Raw genomic sequence first — 20,375 nt, 5'->3', positions numbered from 1 at the left:
ACCTGCGTTCCTTTCAGTTCTGCGCGGGGTCGGGCCGCCGGACCACCGCTGTGGAGCGCATGAGGAATTCGCCGAGGAATCCGTCGTGCGGCACCCCGAAATCCATCCAGTAGGTCGGCACGTCGCCGACGTACACATTGCGGATCGACACGTCGTCCACCAGTGCGGTGACGAAGTCGTCGTCGTCGGTGAACGCGGTGAGCACGAGACTGTCGCGCAGCACCGACAGCTCACCGGGTGACCACGGCAGCACCCACGCGCACGGATAGGGCATCTCCGCGCCGGCCTGCGGCGCGTCGGACCGGTCGCAGGTGTACAGCGTCGGGCGCAGCGCGGCGCTCCCGTCGCCGAACGGGACCACCATGTCCTCGGCGGGCAGTACCGCGTGCGCGCCCCGCGCGACCCGCGCGACCGCGCCGGCCACGGCGCGCGCGGACGCCTCCGTACCGCACGGCAGCACGGCGGCGCGATCCTCCGGCGGCAGCGCGGGCAGCGCGGCCAGCCTCTCGGCGATGCGCTCGGCGACCGCGCGGTGGTCGCCGTCGACGAAGACCGCGGTCGCGTTCACGCAGGCGGTGCCGCCCTGGTGCGCGATCGAGTCGACCGCCGATTCGATGTGACGATCCGAGATATCGCCCGTGAGCACGATTTTCGACCGCCCTGGCCCCTGCGGCAGCACCCGCGGATCGTCGCGGTAGCGCGCGACGACATCGTCGCCGCCGTAGACGAGTCCGAGATCGGCGGCGGCCAGCAGCGGCGTGACGATGCGCTGCGTGCCGGGCAGCAGCGCGATCTCGGGACCGGTGAACCCGACCTCCCACAGGGCGGCGACGAGCCGGTGCGGGGTGAACGGCTCACGCCGCGACGGCCGCACCGCCACGCCGTAGCCGAGTGCGACGGCCTCCAACCACAGCGAATGCACCCCGGGGTGGTTGCCCGCGGCGTTGACCGCGAGACTGCGCCCGCGCCGCGCCCACACCGCGCGACCGCCCGCGACATCGGTCCACACGGCCTCGGCCCGCGCGGGCATGGCCGCGTACGCGGTGTCAACGGCCCGGCGCGCGGCCTCGCCGATGACCCGCGCCGCGGACTCCACCACGGTCACCGGCAGACCCGAGACCGCCGTGACCGCGGCACGGTACTCGGCCGCCGACACCCCCGCCACCGTGCCGTCGGCGAACAGATCGCCCGCCGCCGCCAGGAGTTTCGACCTTTCCTCGATCGAGCGGGCCGGGGCGGTGCCGGTCTCGGCGAGCGTGCGTGTGACGAACAGTTCGGGCACCAGGCCCAATTCGGCCCTCGGCACCCCGCGGATATCGGCTATCTCCTCGCGTTCGATCGGCGCGTAGCGGCCGCGGCTGCCGAGCGCCTCGAGCATCGCCACCACCGTCAGTACACACCTTCGATGACGGTGGCCTCGTCGAAGGAGGCCAGCGGCGCCACGTCGGCGACCGCGTCACCCGGCATACCTGGCTGTGGCTCGCATCGAATCGCGGTGTCGCGTTCGGCGTTGTTCGGCAGGAACATTCCGCGCGACACCAGATTCATGACCACCTGTCCGCGCTGCCCGTACTCGACCCGCTCGCCGGTCTCGGGATGCACGACGGAGAAGGCGATGAACGGCCCCATCGGATCGAAGACGCAGGGGTCATCGTCGCGCAGCCCGATCCGCTCCATCGACCCGCCCAGCACCATGGTGCTGCCGTATCCGCCTTGGAGGGTGACACCGGGGAATACCTCGGTGCGGAACAGCCGCCGGGTGTCGGCGTCCATATGCATACCGCCCCACTGGATATAGCGGACCTTGGCGTTGATCAGGTCGGTCAGGCGCGGATCGGCGGCCATGCGCTCGAGCAGGGCGGGGGTGGTCACCATGACGGCACAGTCCTGCGTCTCGAGCAGATAGCGGGCCTGCTCGACCAGATGTTCGGCGTAGTGCCCCGCGCCTTCGACATCACCGGAGGCAATGCGCTTCTTGACCCAGCGCGGGTCCATGTCGATGGTGAACAGCATGCCGCCGCCGCGATGCGCCTGCTCCTTGAGCGCCGCGCCGAAGATGTGCGGACCCGAGGGCATGATACCCAGCCAATTGCCGCCCGGCTCCTGTCCGCGCCGCCGGAAATGGTCCACGCTGAAGGCGATCCAGCGATCGATCCATTCGTGCGTGGCCACCACGCGCTTGGGCGATCCGGTGGTGCCGCCGCTCTCGTAGACGCCGTAGATCTCGTCCTTGCGGATGCCCTGCGGCACAAGGTGTTCCACCGGGACATCGCGCAGATCGTTGACCACGTTGGGGAATTTCGCGAGATCGGCGTAGGTCCGTATCTGCTCGATCGGATCGAACCCCAGGGTGGGCAGCCGATCCAGCCAGAATCGGGAGCCGGTATTCGGATCGAAATGCCAGCGAACGGCGTCGCGAATCAGTTGGTCGGCATCCGGGTAGGTGCCGGCGGGACAGTCGAGTGCGCTGCCGCTCGCAATGGAAGTAGACATGCAGAACCTCTGATCAAAACTCGAATGGAATTGCGCGGCGCATTATTCCGCGCCTGTTCACCTCGCCCGGCCGACAGCGGGACGAGGGCACGTTCGAACACCGGACGCGACGGCCCGGTGGATCGAACTTATTTCGTCAGATCAATTGGCGGTGGCCGACGCGGTGAATTCCAGCACCAGCCGCGGATCATAGAAGAGATCGGCGCGGGTGATCACGCCGTTGTCGATGGTGAGGATCTCGGCGGCCTCGGTGCTGCCTTCGGTCCCCGGAAGTTCCCAGGCGACAACCGATATCACGGTATCGCCCGCGGCGTATTGGCGCAGGACCCGAAAATTCTGGGCAACAGGGCCGAATTGCTGCGCCATGACCTGCACCTCCGCCCTGCCGTGAAAAGTCCCGACCGGGCCGGTGAAAACGAAATCCTCGGACAGGGGAACATCGGCGAGATTTCCGTTCGACGATGTCCACGCCCGATAGTAGAGATCAACGGCTTCGCGGTTCGACATAACTCTCACTCCCCGGTTCAGAGTATGGTGGGCGCCGCTTCGTGCATCTCGACCGCCTCGGCGGAAGCGCCTGAGCGACGTACCCCTTCGATAGCGCTGACAAAACCCAAGCTAGCACCGCGTCGAAGGGCTGTCAGGCGCCGAGATTCGGGCTTCAACCTCCGAATCGGCGAATACGCTGCGGTTTCATCGCGAACATTAACAACAGATGAACTACGAAAATAGCGGGTTCCGGTCATATTCGCTCCGCGGCGACTCGTCGGAAACTCACGATATGAATGACTCGCCGAATACGAAGAAGCCCGAGCCCACGGCGCGGCCGCCGTGATCGCACGCGCGGTGGTGAGGCGCGTCACCGCGCGCCGCAATCCGCCTCGGGCAGACGGCGATATCCCGCGATGAGCCCGAAAGACAGTTCACCGTAGGCGATCTCGAGCTCCGCGAGTCGCGTCCACGCGGCGTGCATCTCGTTGCCCGCCGGATCGATGGTCATGAGCAGATGGAAGGCGAGCGCCGACGCGGCGGCCATGCGATCGATGGTCACGCCGAGGGTTTCGGCCACGGTCGGCGCACCGGGTCGCGGGACGGGCAGCGTCACGCGCGCCCACCCGTCGATCTGTCCCCTGAGTTCGTCTCGGCGGGAATCGATCTCGGCCGCGCACTCGGGACGCTCGCGGCGTTGCCGGTGCAGTTCGGCCAAGTCGAACGCCTGGGTGCACAGCGGCCCGAGCAGATAATGGCCCCGCAGGGCCGCGAGCAGCTGGTCCTTGGAGGGCAACACCTCACAGACGACGCTTCGCCCGGCTCCCATCGGCGAATGCCCTCCCCTCGTCGGCGCTCGGTGTCTCCCCCGTGAGTACCACCGCGCGCCCGGGCTAACGCATCGAGTCCGGTTGCGCGACTGTGTCCGACGCCACTTTCGCCGATCCGCGCGCGCCCGCCGCGACCGCGCCGCCCCCGCCCTCTACGCCCCCGTCCACGACGGTCGCGAGCCGGGCGCCGAGCGCGTTGACCTGATCACGCAGGGCGATCACGGTCTCCAGCGGCCAGTCCACCTCGGCCAGTACCGATTCGATCATCCCCCGCGCGCGATCCTGGAGCGCGCGACCCGCGTCGGTGGCGCGCAATTCGACCGCGCGCCGATCGGTGGAACTGCGCACGCTCTCCACCAATCCGTGCGCTTGAAGTCGCTGGATGAGCGGGGAGACCGTACCGTAGTCGAGACGCAGCCGCGCACCGAGTTCCTTCATGGTCATACCCGGTTGCTCCCAGAGCGCGAGCAGGGCGAGATATTGCGGGTAGGTCACCTCCATCGCGTCCAGGAACGGCCGGTAGGCCGCCGTCATGGCGCGAGAGGTCGAATACAGGGCAAAGCACAGTTGTGCGGTGAGCGAGAGCAGGTCGGTATCGGTTGCGGCCGCTTCGACACGCACCACTGGTGTGGGATGCGCTTCGGGCATATTTGCACTGTACGCACACCATTCCGGTAGGTGGCGCTGACGTGGGAATATCCGTCCGCAGCGGTCAAGCGGGCGCCGCGATCCGCGACACGAGGCCGATGGCGGCGTCCCCCTCGATCCGGCCGTCCCCGCCCACCACGCCGATCGATGCCACCGCGAGGCAGCCCGAACACGACCGCGCCGACCGCGAACGGCGCGCCGACCGAACACCGCCCGCACGGCCGCGCGCGGACGGTGCCGGAATCGGAACGAGTGCGCCGGAGAAAGATCAGATCACGGAGTTCATGATCGTGCCCGCGCTGGTCGCGATCGCGCCGCCGGCCATGGCGCCCGCGATCATCTTCGGCGACTGCAAGGCACCGCCGTTCCACTTCTCCCAAGCGAAGCGACCGCCGCCATAGGTGATGGCGGTCAATCCGGAGAGCTGCACCAGCCAGGTGAAGTACCGGCCCATCTGTAGCAGCTTGTCCGCCAGCGGCGGGGCTTCCGGTGTCGGGTTGCCGACCTGCGCGAGGACGGTGTCGTGTAGCGCGCAGAGGATCATGCTCACTTCATGCTCCTTCACGGATGACGAGGTGATGCCGAATCGGGAAACTCACGAACCGAGATCGGAAAACTCACGAACCGAGCGCACGAAAGTACACGGAAGAACGCGTGGACCGCATCAATTGAACCGCATCGAGATCACGCGTAGGGCCGGACACACCGAATTCGCACGTCCGGGCCATGTATTCACCGCGCGCCGTAGAGCGCTCCATGTGCGCTGCCGCCGACGTCTCACCCCACGCGGACGACGAGTTTGCCGAAGTTGCGGCCTTCGAGCATGCTGATGAACGCCTCGGGGGCCTGCGCGAGCCCCTCGACGATGTCCTCGCGATAGCGGACCTTGCCTTCGGCGACCCAGCCCGCCATGTCCCGCAGGAAATCCCGGTACATCTCGCGGACGAATTCGCTCTGGATGAAACCGCGTATGGTCAGACTCTTGGTGAGGACGCGGGAGTAGAACAAGGGCAGGCGATCCGGCCCCTCGGCGACAAGCCCGCACACCGGTACCCGCGCGTAGGTGTTGAACAGGGGATAGACCGCCGCCGCGACCGCGCCGCCGACATTCTCGAAGTAGATGTCGATACCGTCGGGCACGGCGGCCCGCAGCGCCTCCGGGAAATCCGGGTCGCGATGATCGAGGGCGGCGTCGAAGCCCTCCACCATAGCGTCCGCCCTTACCGCGACCCGCGCGCCGCGACCGCGAGTCGAGCGAACTGCGCGCGCCCCGCATACAAATCGTAATATCAACGCGCGCAATGCTATTCGAAAGATCCGCCCGGATCTCACCATACGGGCGGAGCAATGGCACAGCAATGCGGGCGAAATGCCGCGGCAATGCGCGAATGGTCTCATCGACGCATCGATTCTGCGGGCCCGCCGTCGCGCCCGCCCCCCCGCCGCGAGGATGCCCCGGAAGAGGTGCCATGTTCGAAACCTGTTACAGCCCATACGATGTCGCCCACCTCCTGCGGCATCGATACGGATTGCCGGTCGAACTCGCCGCCGCGCGCGCCACCGTCGTGTGCGGTCAACTGCTGGACGCGGTCGACATGCCCGCCGGTCTCGGTTCCCGGGTACTCGACATCCTGCACGAGCGCAATGTCGGGCCGGTGGTGGTAGATCCGCGCGACACCACCTGGACTTTCCTGGTCACCCCGGTCGCCCGCGCCGATGGTTACCACCGCGACATCCTGCTCGCGCATGGCGCAGGCGTGCGCGCCGCCGGACGACGGGTGATGCTCCCGATGTCGGACCACGGATTCGGCTGGCGCTGGGCGCGCGCACCCCGGCCGGGAGCACTGCGACTACCGGCGGGCTCGACCGTCTCGGACGCTCTCGTCCGCCTCGCCGGAGCGCCGCGACCGAAACCGGACAACCCTGTCAGGGATAGCGCGTCGAACAGTGAGGCGACGTCTCCGGTGGGCTGCCGACCGTAGGGTTCGCACGGTATGCGCGGACGGTGCGGCGCGGTCGTGTCACATGTGCGTCACCTACTGTGATCGTCCACGGCAGATCCGCCGGTTCACCAGTCGCGAATGTCGGCGAGTTCCGTAGCAGACCGATCGACGCACCAGCCGCCGACTACCCGGTCGAGAACGTATACCGAGGTAGTGACACTCGTACTCACCGGTTCCGTGACCCTTCTGTGTCTTGCTCGTCCTATGAATCAAGAATTACGGTTCCTCTAAGCAAATAACCAGCGACCCACGGGGTGCGGGGCTTCCACGAGATGGACCCGGGCTCGGCAATCGAACTCGCCCAACCAGCGGGAGCAGGTCATGAAACGTGCCAAGGTTGTTTTCGCCACCGCCGCCATCATTCTCGCCGGAGCCGGGGCTCTGGATATTCTCGGGGATCAATCGGTGCCGACCGACACCGTCCGAATAGCCGGCATCTCCGGCGACGCCGCGACCTCCCGGTCCGGCGGCTTCCGCGTCGACGTGCCGCGCACCGTCAGCTGCCCGATAGAAGCCTCCGCGATCAGCGGCGGCTGAATCCCGCACGCGGGGCGCCGCGGCGCGCCGCCCCGCCGCGCATCAGTCCAGGTACACCGGCAGCGTACGGTGACCGTTCGACACGAAGCTGCCGACCGGCTCCAACGCCGAGACCTCGACGGCCAGTCGCAGATTCGGGAAACGGGTGAACAACGCGGGCAGCGCGATATCGGCCTCGAGTCGGGCCAGCGGCGCGCCGATGCAGTGATGGGCTCCGTGCCCGAACGACACGTGATCCTTGTTCGCGCGGTGGATGTCGAACTGCGCGGCCGTGGCGCCGTGCACTTTCGGATCGCGGCCCGCGGCGGCGTACGAGGCCAGAATCGCCTCGCCCTTGCCGATGCGGATACCGTCGACATCGATGTCCTCCACCGCGTACCGCAGCGGCAGATGCGCCACCGGCGCCTGGTAGCGCAGCGTCTCCTCCACCACCTCCGTCCACGGCACCTGGCCGCCGACCACCTCGGCGCGCTGCCGAGGATGGGTCAGCAGCGCGACGATGGCCTGGTCGAGCAGATTCACCGTGGTCTCGTGACCGGCGTTGATGACCAGCATCAGGGTGTCGACCAGCTCCCGTTCCGAGAGCGCGGAACCGTCGTCCTCGTCGCGGGTACGCAGGAGCACGCTGGTCACGTCCTCGCCCGGATTGTCGCGCCGGAACGCGACCAGTTCGCTGACCAGACCGTACATCTCGATGTAGTTGGCCTGCGCTTCCTCCGGGCCGAAGGAGGTGTCGAAGAAGCCGTCGACGCATTTGTGCATGCCAGGACCGAGATGGTCGGGCACACCCATCATCTCGGTGATGACCTCGATCGGCACCGGATAGGCATAGTCGGCCCGCAGGTCGACGGCTGTCCCGCTCGGGATCTGCGCCAGCCGGTCCAGCAGTTTCGCCGTGATCTCCTCGATCCGCGGGCGCAGCCCGGCACTGCGGCGATGGGTGAAGGCAGGCGACACCAGTTTGCGTAGTCTGCGGTGTTCGCCGCCGTAGGCGGTGAACATGTTCTCCACCGCGACCCACGGGTGCAGCGGCCACGCCTCGGTGATCTCACCGTCGATGAATGCCGTCCAGTGGCGGCGCGGATCCTTGGACACGCGCGGATCGGCAAGCAGTTCCTTGAGAACGACGGCGTCGGTCACCGACCAGGCGGGCACCCCGCCGGGTAACCCCACCCGTGCGATCGGCCCGCGACCGCGGATCCGCTCCGATTCGCCTTGGATATCGGCGCCGGTCAGATCCAGGGCGATCGTTTCATTCTCCATCGAGGAACTCCTTAGACCAGATTCATCTGTGGGGACGGCGGGAAGACGACGGGCAGGGCAGCGAGCGCGCGGTGGAAGGGTCCCGGCCGCCAGACCAACTCGCTCACGGGTACCGAGAGGTCCAGTTCCGGCAACGCGTCGAGCAACTGGTCGATGGCGTCCTGCACGATGAGGTAGGCCACCGACTTGGCCGGGCACGCGTGCGGCCCCGCGCTCCAGGCCAGATGCGACCGGTTGCCGGTGCGGTCGCCGCCGCGGATCGCCGGATCGTTGTTGCAGGCCGACAGGCTGATCAGCACCGGCTGGTGCGCAGGCAGCCAGGTGTTGTCGATCAGGATCGGCTGGCGCGGGTAGGAGGTGCAGAAGTTCGCCATCGGCGGGTCGTTGAACAGCACCTCGTCCAGCGCGTCGCGGGTGGACAGGCTGCCGCCGAGGACATTGCCGCCGAAGCGTTCGTCGGTGACCATCAACAACAGGGTGTTGGCGATGAGGTTCTGCTGCGGTTCGATGCCCGCGCCGTAGAAGCTGATCAGCTGGCACAGCATCTCGGTGTCGTCCAGATTCGCCGGGTGATGGGCCAGGCGGGAGGTCACGTCGTCGCCGGGCTCGGCGCGGCGCAGCGCGATCAGTTCGAGCAGCGCGGTGCTCAGCATCTCCATGCCGCGGGCCGCCTCGACGGTGTCGAACAGCATCGCCATCCCCGTCGCCACCCGCTGCCCCAGCTCGGTCGAACAGCCGACCATCCTGTTGAGCACCTCGAAGACCAACGGGAAAGCGTACTGGGTCACCAGATCGGCGGATCCGCTCTCGCAGAAGGAGTTGATCAGCGGGACCGCGATGCGCTCGATGGTGGCGTGCAGCGCGTGCAGGTCGATGCCGTCGATGGCCGCGACGTAGGCCTGCCGGTAGCGCGCGTGGGTCGGACCGCTGTTGCGCAGGGCGTTCGGATACCACTCCATCATCGGCCTGATCGGCGAGTCCGCGGGCACGCTGTCCTGCCAGGCGCGGGGATCGGCCGGGAAGTGTTCGGGATCGTTGAGTATCCGCACCGCGGTCTGATAGCCGAGCACCAGCGTGGCCGGTACGTTCGGGGCCAGTTCGATCGGCACCATCGAGCCGTACTGCTTGCGGGCCTCACGGTAGGCGCGGTGCGGATCTGCGGCGAACTCGGGGGTGTGCAGCAGCATTCGGGGGCTGTCGTCGGAATCGACGGGCGATCCGTGCGCGACGGGGCATACTCCCGGCGTCTGAGACGGTACGGCGAAGTGTGGCGTGCTCAATGAATTAGCTCCAGAAAGGTGAAACAGCGTGGGATCCGGGGACCGATCGAGGAGAGCCGCCGTCCGCGTCGGGTCGCGTCTCGAGGCTCGCACCCCACCGCCAACCTGCCCACAACGCTTACGCTCAGCCTTCCTCGCACCGTTCGACTCGGCGACCCCGGACCCGAGGTCCAGCCTCGGACCGGAACTGCTGGTGACACGCCCGCGGGCGCGGGCGTTTTCGCCTCGAGAGGACCGACAAACGCCGCGTACAACAGTCGTCCCGAACCCGACGACCCGTTCACGGTAGCAGGACCGCATCCCGCTCACGCTCGATGTGTCAACATCTTTCGACGCGCGCCGCCGCGGTGGGGTCAACGTCGGGCGGCAGGCTGGTCGACGGTCGCCGGATGACTGCGGTGCATGGCCTCGATCAGGGCGGGCGTGTGTTCGGGCGCCGTGGCGTGCACGGACAGGATGTCGGCTACGCTCATGTACGCCTCGATGTCCTCGCTCGCGTCGAGGAAGACCCGCCTCGTGAGTTGTTGCAGGTAGACCAGATCGGGTAGATCGCCCTCGGCGAAACGCAGCACCGAGAACGAGCCCTCGGTCAGCGCGGGACCGCCCACCGGATCGGCGAGCACCTGGACCGCGATATTGGCGGCCCGCGCCGCCCGAGAGAGGTGTTCGAGCTGGGCCCGCCACACGGCCGAGCCGCCGATCGGGCGCCGCAGCGCCGAATCGTCGACAATCACCCACAACTGCGTGGGATCGGGCCGGTGCAGTATCTCCGCGCGGCGCATACGCAGCGCGACCCGGCGCTCGCGCATGGTCTCGGAATCGTCGGGATGCGCCAGGGTCAGCAGCGCCCGCGCGTAGTCGGCGGTCTGCAACAGTTCCGGCACCACCCGTGACTCGTAGCAGCGCACCATGCGCGCGGCCTGCTCGAGATGCAGATACGTGTCGAAGCCCGGCGGCAACCAGTCGGCATCGCGTTGCCACCAACCCGCGCCCACGACTCGCCGCGCGGCCTCGGTGACCGCCTCCCGGTCCGCGAACTCACTCGACTCCGGGGTATCCCGCGCGCCCATGCGCCGAGTCTGCCACGTGAACGTATCGAGAAGCTATCCCCAAATCGGGCTTTTTACAGGGCAATTCGCGAGAGCATCACCGAATCGAACTGTCTTGCTTGACCAGTCGTCACCGGTCAGACTGGACAGCGTCGTCTTACCGATGGCAGAGGGTGAAAGGGCGGAGCACGAGGATGACTGCGGACGAAACGATGGAGACTTCCATACCGTTGGACCGGCCGACCTCGGCGCGGGCATACGGGTGGATGCTCGGCGGCAAGGACAATTACGCCATCGATCGCGAGATCATCCTCCATGTGCTCCAGGGATTCCCCGAGTGCGTGGATATCGCGCGTCAGAACCGGCAGTTCCTCTATCGCGCGGTCCGCTACCTGGTCGAGGAGGCGGGTATCGGCCAGTTCCTCGACCTCGGCTGCGGCCTGCCGACCGACAACAATGTGCACCAGGTCGCCCAGACCTTCGATCCGCAGGCGCGCGTCGTCTACGTCGACATCGATCCCATCGTGCTCGCGCACGGTCGCGCGCTGCTCGCCGATCAGCAGAGCACCACCGTGATCACCGCCGATATGCGCGATCCCGAGGCGCTGCTCGCCGATCCCTCCGTGCGGCGGCTCATCGATTTCTCCGAACCGGTCGCGGTGTTGTTCCTGTCGGTGGGCCATCACCTCAAGGACGTCGACTCCGTGGGCGCGGGCGCGCAACACGCGTTGCGTCACATTATCGACACCGTGGCCGCACCGGGAAGCCATATCGCGTTCTCGCAGGTCGTCAGTGACGACCCCGAGATCGGCGGACGATTCGCGGCCCAACTCGACGGCGCCGGAATCCCGTGGCAGAACCGCACGCCCGCCGAGGTCGACGCGCTGTTCGACGGGCTGGAACCGATCGAGCCCGGACTGACCAACCTCACCGGGTGGCGCGCCGATCCGCATCAGCCGCCGCTCGAGCCCGTCCCCGAGCAGCTGCTCCCGTATGTGGGCGCTACCCGGCGCAGGACCGAGGTCTACGAATACGGCGGCATTCTGCGCAAGCCGTGACGCCGCGGGCGCGCCGTACCTAATCCAACACCGGCACAAGCGATTACGTCGGCGCGCCCGATCCTCGCCCGAGCCACCGTGCCCGATTCGGCGCCGCGCGCCGGAGACGTCGCCGAGCGGTGTCCGGCGATTCGCCGTCGGTCGACCACCACCCGACGGCCCGCTCCGGCACCGTCACGGCAATCGCGCTCCCCGCTCCCGGATCGTGGCGCCGTCCAATTCCCGCCGCCGCGCCGCTGTGAGGTGTCCCCAACGGTCGGTCATGACCGCTCCGCGCAGTTCGCCTGCAACTAGGGTTCGCCGGGAATACCGCGAGGGCGAAAGGCGAAACCGTATGACTGCTACCCGCGACAAGCTCGACCGGCTGCGCGAGGTTCTGGCCGTCGCCGAGGAACCGGCGGGCGAATCCGGCGTCGCGAAACGCGCGCACAAGGGGATTCCGAGCGCGCGCGAACGGGTACGCGCCCTCCTCGACGAGGGCACCTTCCTCGAGATCGGCGCGCTGGTGCGCCAGCCCGGAAATCCCGCCGCCATGTACGGCGACGGCGTGGTCACCGGGCGCGGGCTCGTCGATGGCCGCCCGGTGGTCGTGATCGCCCACGACCAAACGGTTTTCGGCGGTTCGGTCGGCGAGATGTTCGGCCGCAAGGTCGCCGAGGCCATGCGCTTCGCCTATGAGAAGGGCTGTCCGGTGGTCGCGATCAACGATTCGGGCGGTGCCCGGATCCAGGACGCGGTGACCTCGCTGGCCTGGTTCGCCCATATGAGCCGCCGCCAGGAACGCCTTTCGGGATTCGTCCCGCAGGTCTCGATCATGCTGGGCCGCTGCGCCGCGGGATCGGTCTACGGTCCGATCAACACCGACGTCATCATCGCCACCGAGAACTCCTACATGTTCGTCACCGGTCCCGAGGTGATCAAGGCGGTCACCGGCGAGGACGTCACGATGGAGGAACTCGGCGGCGCTCGCAACCAGGCCGCCAACGGCACCATCCACCACATCGCCGCCACCGAACACGACGCGTTCGCCTGGGCCCGCGCGTATCTGAGCTATCTGCCCTCGAACTGCCTGGAACGCGCGCCCATCGTCAATCCCGGCCTGGAACCCGAGGTCACCTCCACCGACCTGGAATTGGATTCGATCATCCCCGATTCCGATCGCGGCGGTTACGACATGCACGAGATCCTGCTGCGGATCTTCGACGACGGCGAATTCCACGAGATCCGCGCGACCGCGGCCGCCAATCTCATCACCGGATTCACCCGCGTCGACGGCCGAGCCGTCGGCGTGGTCGCGAATCAGCCGCTGGTACTCGGCGGCGCGGTCGACGCGAAGTGTTCGGACAAGGCCACCCATTTCATCCGGCTGTGCAATGCCTTCGGCCTGCCGCTGATCTTCGTCGTGGACACCCCCGGCGTGCTGCCCGGTGTCGAGGAGGAGCGCAACGGCGTCATCGTGCGCGGCGGGCGGGTATTCCGCGCCATCATCGAGGCGACGGTTCCCATCGTCAACCTGGTGGTCCGCAAGTCCTATGGCGGCGCGTACGGCTTCATGGCCTGCAAGCAGCTCGGCGCCGATATCAGCCTGGCGTGGCCGACCGCCCGTATCGCGGTGATCGGCGCGGAGAGCGCGGTCGACATCGTGGGCAGGCGCCAACTCCAACAGGTGCCCGCCGAACATCGGGCCGCCGCCCGCGCGGCCATGATCGACCAGTACAACGAGACCGTCGCCACACCGTGGGTGGCCGCCGAACGCGGTTACATCGACGCGGTCATCGAGCCCTCGAGCACCCGGCTGGAACTGCGCCGTGCCCTGCGTCTGCTGCGCGACAAGGAGGACTCCGCGGCGCCCAACCCGCGCAAACACAGCCTCTATCCGATGTGAGCGGCGGGTGGCACGGCTGTGAGCAGCGATTTCGCGGTCCGTGAACCCGCCACCGGCGTGCCGGGCGCCGCGCCGAACTGGTAGCTTCGGTGCGCACTGTCGCATGCCGCGCAATCGCGCGGCAACCTGATCACATCTGTCCAGGGAGTATCTATGGCAAGGACATCTCGCCCATATCGACTCTCCGGTTCGACGCGTCGCGGCGCACTCGCGCTGTCCGCGGTCGCCGCGGGCGTCCTACTCGCCGCGGGTCCCGCGAGTGCGCGGCCGATCGGCCCCTTCGAGGTCGGTGGTGCGATCGAGGCGGAATACGACGCCAATGGCGGACCGGCCGTCTTCGGCGATCCGACCTCCCCCGAATCCGACGCGGCGCGCGGCGGCAAGTACCAGACCTTCCAGCGCGATGTCTCGATCTACTGGCAGGCCGCCACCGGCGCCCATCCGGTGGGCGGCGCGATCCGCGACAAGTGGGGCGAGCTGGGGTCGGAATCGGGCATCCTCGGCTATCCGGTTACCGCCGAGCAAGTGACACCGTCAGGATCGGGCCGCTTCAACCACTTCGAGAAGGGCTCGATCTACTGGACGTTGGGCACCGACGCGCACCAGGTCGGTGGGCCGATCCGGGACAGGTGGGCCGCCGGGGGCTGGGAGAGCGGACCGCTGGGCTACCCGCTCACCGACGAGGCCGCCGCCAAGAACAACGGCCGCTACAACCTGTTCACCGGCGGCGCGATCTACTACACCTCCGCCACCGGTGCGCACATCGTCTGGGGCGCGCTGCGCGACGACTGGGTGCGCGCGGGCGCGGAGGGCGGTCGTTACGGCTATCCGACCAGCGACGAATACGATTTCCAGGGCGGTAAGGCACAGGACTTCCAGGGCGGTCGCATCACCTGGCGGCCCTGAGCACACTTCCGCCCGGGAATAGTCCGGCCGTCGAGACGTTCGTTCCAGTGGTTAGCCGAACGAACGAGAGGTCCGCCGGTGGCAGTGGAAGCAGTGGAGTCGACCGTCGGTTTCCGTTCGGAACGGGGACCGATCCTCGGGGCGCTGATGTTGTCGACCGGTCTGGTCGCCCTCGACTCCACGATCATCGCCACCGCGGTACTCACCATCACCGACAATCTCGGCGGCTTCTCCCAATTCCCCTGGCTGTTCTCGATCTATCTGCTGGCCCAGGCCGTGACGGTGCCGATCTACGGCAAGGTCGCCGACACGGTCGGACGCAAACCGGTGATCCTGTTCGGTATCGCGGTATTCGCCCTCGGTTCGCTGTTGTGCGGGCTGGCGACCAGCATGGTCGCGCTGATCGTCTTTCGCGCGGTGCAGGGCGTCGGCGCGGGGGCGATCCAGCCCATGACCATGGTCATCGCCGGTGATCTCTACACCCTGGCCGAGCGCGCCAAGGTCCAGGGCTATCTGGCCGCCGTATGGGCGATGTCGTCGGTGCTCGGTCCGCTACTCGGCGGTGTCTTCGCCGAATACGTGAGCTGGCGCTGGATCTTTCTGGTGAACCTGCCGCTCGCCGCGCTGGCGGGCTGGATGCTGCTGCGCAATTTCCGCGAGAGCGTGCCCCGGCAACGTCGCAACGTCGACTATCTCGGCGCCGTACTGCTCACCGCGGGGGCGGGCGCGCTGATCCTCGGCCTGCTCGAGGGCGGACAGGCGTGGGCGTGGTCCTCCCCCACCGGAATCGCCGTCTTCGCGGGTGGCGCGGTGGTCCTGGTCGTCTTCGTCCTCGTCGAACGGGTCGCCGAGAATCCGGTGCTGCCGCTGTGGGTGTTCACCCGGCGCGTGGTGATCGCGAGCAGTCTGGTGTCGGTTCTGGTCGGGGCGATTCTGCTCGGTCTCACCTCCTACGTGCCCACTTTCACCCAGGGTGTGCTCGGCACCGGCGCGCTGGTCGCCGGACTCACCGTCGGCGCACTGACCCTCGGGTGGCCACTGGCGGCATCGCAGGCCGGAAAGGTCTACCTGCGCATAGGATTCCGCTACACGGCTCTGATCGGAAGCGGCTTGGCCGCCGTCGGGGCGGTGAGCACACTGCTCATCACCGAGGACTCCTCGCTCGCCCAGGTCGCCGCATCCTGTTTCCTGGTCGGAACCGGCATGGGCCTGGTCGCCACACCCACCCTCATCGCGGCCCAGACCTCCGCCGACTGGTCCGAACGCGGTGTCGTGACCTCGGCGAATATGTTCGCCCGCGCCATCGGCAGCGCGGTCGGCGTCGCGGTCTTCGGCGCGGTCGTCAACGCCCGTCTCGGCCCCACCGACCACCCCACACCCGCCGCGCTGTCCGCGGCGGTGCACGTGGTGTTCCTGGCCGTCGCCGCGATGGCGGCGGTGATGGTCGCCACGTCGGCCATGATGCCCGGCCGGTCGACGCGGGACGCCGCGCATCCCGGACCAGCCGCGGCGACACACTCGCGGCCGGGCGGTGATTCCTGACCTCGACCCCACGATCCACTGCGATTCGCCGGGGGCTGTGCGCGATCACGCGCCTCCCCGTCGGCGAGCACTGAACCGACGAGGTCGTGCGGGATGGGAGACGGCCGTCGGTCATCCCGATTCCGTATTGACCGCGAAGTGCGGCCACAGCGTGATAACGGAGACGGCGACGCGGACGAGACCGGCACCGTCGAGGTGTCCGCGCGGTGGCCGCGGCCCGGTACCGAGACCGGAAATAAGGTGTGGCGGGTGCGGCGTTGGCCCAGGTATCCACTCACCCGAGGAGCCCGCATTGCTTGACGTCCCGCTGTCAGTTCTGGACCTGGCGCCGGTGGAGGCCGGCCGCACCGCGGGCGAGGCCCTCGCGGCCACCACCGAGGTGGCGCGGCGCGCCGAGGCGCTGGGCTACCGGCGCTTCTGGGTCGCCGAACATCACAACATGCCGGGTATCGCCAGTTCCGCGCCGAGTGTGCTGCTGGCCCATATCGCGGCCGCGACCTCGACTATTCGTATCGGATCGGGCGGGGTGATGTTGCCCAATCACGCGCCGCTGGTGGTGGCCGAGCAGTTCGGCACGCTCAACGCACTGCATCCGGGTCGGGTCGATCTCGGCATCGGGCGCGCGCCGGGAACAGACCAGGCGACGGCGCTGGCGCTGCGCCGCACCCGTGAAGGACTCAACGCCGAGTCGTTCCCGCAGGAACTCGCCTCGCTACTGCGCTACTTCCAAGGCACCGATCCGGCGGGCATCACCGCGACACCGGGACGCGGCGAACAACCCGAGATCTGGCTGCTGGGTTCGAGCGGTTTCAGCGCACAGGTGGCGGGTCTGCTCGGCCTGCCGTTCGCGTTCGCGCACCATTTCTCGGCGGCCAATACCGAGCCCGCGCTCGCGCTGTACCGCGAAAATTTCCGTCCTTCGGAGCATTTGGACCAACCGTACGCGATGGTGGCCGTGGCGGTGGTCTGCGCCGAGACCGACGAACGCGCCGAGGAGCTTTCCCGCCCTCGTGATCTGGCTTTCCTCCAGTTGGCGGCCGGTCGGCCGCAGGCGCTGTCGACCCCGGAGGAAGCGGCGACCTATCCGCTGGGCGACCACGAACGACAGTTCATCCTGCAACGGCGCGAGGGGCAGGCCATGGGTTCGCCGGACACGGTGCGCGCGCAACTCGAGAATCTGCTGGCGCGCACCCGCGCCGACGAGTTGATGATCAATACGCTCGTCTACGACGTCGAGGACCGGATGCGGTCCTTCGAACTGCTGGTGGACAAGGTCGCGGCCTGATCGGCGCGATTCGAACCCGCGGCCGGCGGCGGCGCTGTCGGTCGGCCGCGCGTTCGGCCGGCCGCCGCGTTCGATGTCCCCGAGCGGTAGCGCCGCGAACGAGTACGGTTGGGTAAGGCATGCCTAACCAGCGACAACCGGAGGCTCTCTTGGCACGACCGCGCACCACACTCACCGTGCAGCGCACCGAATGGCTCACCCCGCATCTGATCCGCGTGCATTTCGGCGGACCGGGCCTCGCCGCGTTCCGCCCGAGCGAATTCAGCGACTCCTACGTGAAGTTCATCTTCGAGCGTGACGAGATCGAGGTGCTGCGCACTTACACGGTCCGCTCGATCGACACCGCCGCTGGCGAACTCGCCATCGATTTCGTCTACCACGGCGACGAGGGCATCGCCGGTCCGTGGGCGGCGGCCGCGAAACCCGGTGACGTGATCGACGTCTACGGTCCCGGCGGCGCGTACTCGCCGCGACCGGATGCCGACTGGCATCTGCTGGCCGGTGACGAGGCGGCGCTGCCCGCCATCTCCGCGGCGCTCGAGGCGATGCCGAGCACAGCCGTCGGCCGTGTCTTCGTCGAGGTCGCCGGACCGGACGACGAGCTGCCCCTCACCAAGCCCGATGGCGTCGAACTCACCTGGCTGCACCGCGGCGACCGCGGTCCGGGCGAACTGCTCGCCGAGACAGTTCGCTCGGCACCCTGGTCGGCGGGGCAGGTGCAGGTGTTCATCCACGGTGAGGCGCACGCCGTCATGCACGATCTGCGCCGCTACATCCGCCGGGACCGCGAGGTGCCCGCCGAATGGGCGAATTCCATTTCCGGATACTGGCGGCGCGGACGCACCGAGGAGGGGTTCCGCGCCTGGAAGGCCGAGCTGAAGGCCGCCGAATCCGCGCCCGCCGCGGGCTGATCACGGTGACGGCGTCGTCGGCACGGTCTCCGTTCGCGGTGCCGGGCGCCCGGCGAACCGGTTCATCACCGGCACGTCGACCCAGTGGTAGAGGGCTGCCGCGGCCGCGGTCGCCAATATCAGTACGAGCAGGGCGATTCCGATCCAGCCGAGGATGCCGAACTGCCTGCCGCCGATGAGGAATCGGGTGACGAGCACCATGACCGGAAACTGGATCAGATAGAAGGCGTAGGAGATGTTGCCCAGCCACACCATTCGCGGATGCGCGTTCAGCCCGCCGATGCCGCGCAGGTCACGTACCGCGAGCGTGGCCACCACCGCGGCCATGGGCGCGATCAGCAGGGCCGACATCTTGAAGTCGACCGGCACCACCCAGGTCGCGGCGTAGGCGAGCGCCAGGGCAAGCAGCGGTGGCGTGAGACGGGCATTGCGCCACCGTCCTTCGACTACCATCCGGGCGGTCAGCACGCCGAGGTAGAACTCGGGCAACCGCGACAGCGGGAACGTGTAGCCGAGCCAATATGACTGTGCCACCGGAATATCCGGCTGCGCGAACCATGCCTGGGATGCGTGCAGCTCGAAATACGGCGAGCTGTCACCGGGAACCAGCCGGGGCGCGAAGGCATTCGCGATGCCTTTCGGGCCCGGTACCCACAGGTAGTAGGCCGCGTGCAGCGCCAGCACGGCCAGCACCAGTACGACGGCCGCCAGCAGCAGCCGCCGCGTCGGGATGCGCCGCACCACCGGCAGCAGCAGCGGAAAGCTGAAGTAGAACAACAGTTCCGATACCAGCGACCAGGACGGCACGTTCAGCCCGCCGACGGTGCTCCATTTCGGCACCCAGGCGTGCACGAGCAGCAGATTCGGCAGCCACACCACGAGCCGGTGCAGCGGCACTCCGGCCGCGAGCACGAACGCGGCCGCCGCCACCAGATGGGTCGGGTAGATCTTCAACACCCGCCGCCGATAGAACAGCCGCACCGGCATTCCCGGCCGGAACGACCAGTAGATGATGAAGCCCGACAGCACGAAGAAGAAGGTGACCCCGGCGGCGCCGAGCTGCATCGGCATCCACTGATGGATCTGCCGGAACAGTTCGGACTTCTGGAACGGGTACACCGGCAGGAATACCAGGGCGTGCAACACGAATACCGCGAACGCGGCCCACCAGCGCGCGCCGGTCAGCGACGGCAACGCGGGACGCCGTTGATCGGCGCCGCCGGTCGCCACCGGCGCGGGCAGTACCTCCGGTGGACGAGTCATCGAAGATACCTGTCGTACAAGGCATTCGCGACGACCGCGTCACCACGTGAGGACGGGTGCAGCGGCAGCCCGGTGATATCGGTGTTCGGGTCGAACACCCCGTTGATCCACGGCTCCGCGGAGCACAGCCCGTGCCCGGTGGTCAGCGCACGGGTGTCGAAGAAGTCCAGCCCGAGCAGCTGGGCGCCCTCGCGCTGGGCCCGGTCCATGCGATCGAAGTACTCCACGATGGCACGCCCGCGCGGCTGGACGAACGGCGCAACCCCGAGGATGCTGAAACAGGCGGTATCCTGCCCCGACGGCAGGATCTCCGGGTATCCGACGATCACGACACGCGCGGCGGGCGCGTAGTACCGGATGTATGTCACTGCGGCGCGGATTCTTTCGGCGTACACGGTACCGGCCAACCCGCGCAGGTCGGGGATGCGGCCCTGCTCCACCGCGTCCATATCACAGCCACGGACCAGATCGAATACACACTGCTCCAGCGAGTGCCAGAGCGTCTGGTCGGTGTCGCCCCAATGGTCGTCCAGACCCAGCTGTAAGGTCACCAGCCTCGTCGCCGGGCCGAACGCGCCGTCGCGGTCGGCCTGTAGTGCCTGCATGGCCAGGGTATAGCCGGGGCCGCTGTCGATGGATGAACCCGAACAGGACGGATTGGCCACCTGGTCGAGCCCTTGCGGACCGATCAGCCGGCCCAGCTGCGCGGGCCACGCCGTGCCGCCGCGCACGCACACATCCCCCATGCTCAGCGGATCCCATCCGTTCGCGGTGTACGAATCCCCCAGGACGACAACCTGTTTGCCCTGCGGCGCCGAATCCGCGTGTGCCGCGGTGGCTCCCACCGTCGACGCGACGATCGCGAGGGCGGCCGCGCACACTCCGCGTAGTCCTTTGCCGATACCGTCGGCTGCCGATCGCATAGGTGACCCC

19 protein-coding genes and 1 pseudogene are annotated in these 20,375 nt (G+C 67.9%); 8 read left to right on the top strand and 12 right to left on the bottom strand.

What is annotated here, in order from left to right:
- Positions 1–13: 13 nt before the first annotated feature.
- The 7 genes and pseudogenes from APZ21_RS14915 to APZ21_RS35570 form a co-directional block, all read right to left on the bottom strand.
- Positions 14–1,378, bottom strand: coding sequence for an aldehyde dehydrogenase family protein (locus tag APZ21_RS14915; RefSeq protein ID WP_054813973.1), 1,365 nt, complete (start codon positions 1,376–1,378; stop codon positions 14–16).
- 11 nt (positions 1,379–1,389) lie between these two features.
- A complete protein-coding gene (locus APZ21_RS14910) occupies positions 1,390–2,493 on the bottom strand; it encodes an AMP-binding protein (RefSeq protein WP_054813904.1) in 1,104 nt (367 codons plus the stop codon).
- Between the two features lie 141 nt (positions 2,494–2,634).
- Positions 2,635–3,000, bottom strand: coding sequence for a nuclear transport factor 2 family protein (locus APZ21_RS14905; protein WP_054813903.1), 366 nt, complete (start codon positions 2,998–3,000; stop codon positions 2,635–2,637).
- 352 nt (positions 3,001–3,352) lie between these two features.
- Positions 3,353–3,811, bottom strand: coding sequence for a hypothetical protein (locus tag APZ21_RS14900; protein WP_156371079.1), 459 nt, complete (start codon positions 3,809–3,811; stop codon positions 3,353–3,355).
- A 64-nt stretch (positions 3,812–3,875) separates the two neighbouring features.
- Positions 3,876–4,460, bottom strand: coding sequence for a MarR family winged helix-turn-helix transcriptional regulator (locus tag APZ21_RS14895; RefSeq protein WP_082393121.1), 585 nt, complete (start codon positions 4,458–4,460; stop codon positions 3,876–3,878).
- A gap of 268 nt (positions 4,461–4,728) precedes the next feature.
- Complete coding sequence (locus APZ21_RS14890; RefSeq protein ID WP_054813972.1) at positions 4,729–5,004, bottom strand: hypothetical protein; 276 nt, start codon at positions 5,002–5,004, stop codon at positions 4,729–4,731.
- Positions 5,005–5,237: 233 nt separating this feature from the next.
- Positions 5,238–5,732: pseudogene (locus tag APZ21_RS35570) on the bottom strand (zinc-binding dehydrogenase); the annotation flags it as partial.
- A gap of 197 nt (positions 5,733–5,929) precedes the next feature.
- Here APZ21_RS35570 and APZ21_RS14880 point away from each other — a divergent pair.
- Complete coding sequence (locus tag APZ21_RS14880; RefSeq protein WP_054813900.1) at positions 5,930–6,442, top strand: hypothetical protein; 513 nt, start codon at positions 5,930–5,932, stop codon at positions 6,440–6,442.
- Between the two features lie 342 nt (positions 6,443–6,784).
- Positions 6,785–7,000, top strand: coding sequence for a hypothetical protein (locus APZ21_RS14875; protein ID WP_054813899.1), 216 nt, complete (start codon positions 6,785–6,787; stop codon positions 6,998–7,000).
- 42 nt (positions 7,001–7,042) lie between these two features.
- Here APZ21_RS14875 and APZ21_RS14870 read toward each other — a convergent pair whose 3' ends face one another.
- The 3 genes from APZ21_RS14870 to APZ21_RS14860 form a co-directional block, all read right to left on the bottom strand.
- On the bottom strand, positions 7,043–8,263 hold the full coding sequence (locus APZ21_RS14870; RefSeq protein WP_054813898.1) for a cytochrome P450 family protein: 1,221 nt from the start codon (positions 8,261–8,263) through the stop codon (positions 7,043–7,045).
- A gap of 11 nt (positions 8,264–8,274) precedes the next feature.
- Complete coding sequence (locus APZ21_RS14865; RefSeq protein WP_239476636.1) at positions 8,275–9,450, bottom strand: cytochrome P450; 1,176 nt, start codon at positions 9,448–9,450, stop codon at positions 8,275–8,277.
- A 446-nt stretch (positions 9,451–9,896) separates the two neighbouring features.
- Positions 9,897–10,613 (bottom strand): DUF5753 domain-containing protein, encoded by a 717-nt coding sequence (locus tag APZ21_RS14860; RefSeq protein WP_054813896.1) that lies wholly within the window; start codon positions 10,611–10,613, stop codon positions 9,897–9,899.
- A gap of 173 nt (positions 10,614–10,786) precedes the next feature.
- Between APZ21_RS14860 and APZ21_RS14855 the strand changes: the two genes are divergently transcribed.
- The 6 genes from APZ21_RS14855 (at position 10,787) to APZ21_RS14830 (ending at position 18,179) form a co-directional block, all read left to right on the top strand.
- Complete coding sequence (locus tag APZ21_RS14855; RefSeq protein WP_054813895.1) at positions 10,787–11,650, top strand: SAM-dependent methyltransferase; 864 nt, start codon at positions 10,787–10,789, stop codon at positions 11,648–11,650.
- A gap of 334 nt (positions 11,651–11,984) precedes the next feature.
- Positions 11,985–13,535, top strand: coding sequence for an acyl-CoA carboxylase subunit beta (locus tag APZ21_RS14850; protein ID WP_054813894.1), 1,551 nt, complete (start codon positions 11,985–11,987; stop codon positions 13,533–13,535).
- A 153-nt stretch (positions 13,536–13,688) separates the two neighbouring features.
- The gene (locus APZ21_RS14845; RefSeq protein ID WP_054813893.1) at positions 13,689–14,441 is read left to right on the top strand and encodes an LGFP repeat-containing protein; all 753 of its coding nucleotides are present in this window, start codon (positions 13,689–13,691) and stop codon (positions 14,439–14,441) included.
- Between the two features lie 78 nt (positions 14,442–14,519).
- The gene (locus tag APZ21_RS14840) at positions 14,520–15,983 is read left to right on the top strand and encodes an MDR family MFS transporter (protein WP_054813892.1); all 1,464 of its coding nucleotides are present in this window, start codon (positions 14,520–14,522) and stop codon (positions 15,981–15,983) included.
- Between the two features lie 292 nt (positions 15,984–16,275).
- The gene (locus tag APZ21_RS14835; RefSeq protein WP_054813891.1) at positions 16,276–17,268 is read left to right on the top strand and encodes an LLM class flavin-dependent oxidoreductase; all 993 of its coding nucleotides are present in this window, start codon (positions 16,276–16,278) and stop codon (positions 17,266–17,268) included.
- Between the two features lie 149 nt (positions 17,269–17,417).
- Positions 17,418–18,179 (top strand): siderophore-interacting protein, encoded by a 762-nt coding sequence (locus APZ21_RS14830; RefSeq protein WP_054813890.1) that lies wholly within the window; start codon positions 17,418–17,420, stop codon positions 18,177–18,179.
- On the opposite strand, the gene APZ21_RS14825 is transcribed toward APZ21_RS14830, so the two are convergent.
- A complete protein-coding gene (locus APZ21_RS14825) occupies positions 18,180–19,442 on the bottom strand; it encodes an acyltransferase family protein (protein WP_082393117.1) in 1,263 nt (420 codons plus the stop codon).
- On the bottom strand, positions 19,439–20,365 hold the full coding sequence (locus tag APZ21_RS14820) for an SGNH/GDSL hydrolase family protein (protein WP_054813889.1): 927 nt from the start codon (positions 20,363–20,365) through the stop codon (positions 19,439–19,441). The genes APZ21_RS14825 and APZ21_RS14820 overlap by 4 nt, the downstream gene beginning before the upstream one ends.
- Between the last annotated feature and the right edge of the window lie 10 nt (positions 20,366–20,375).

This window comes from Nocardia arizonensis, from assembly GCF_001310275.1.
GTDB lineage: Bacteria > Actinomycetota > Actinomycetes > Mycobacteriales > Mycobacteriaceae > Nocardia > Nocardia arizonensis.
Note: the sequence above shows the minus strand (reverse complement) of the source record. Positions and strands in the feature narration are given on the sequence as shown.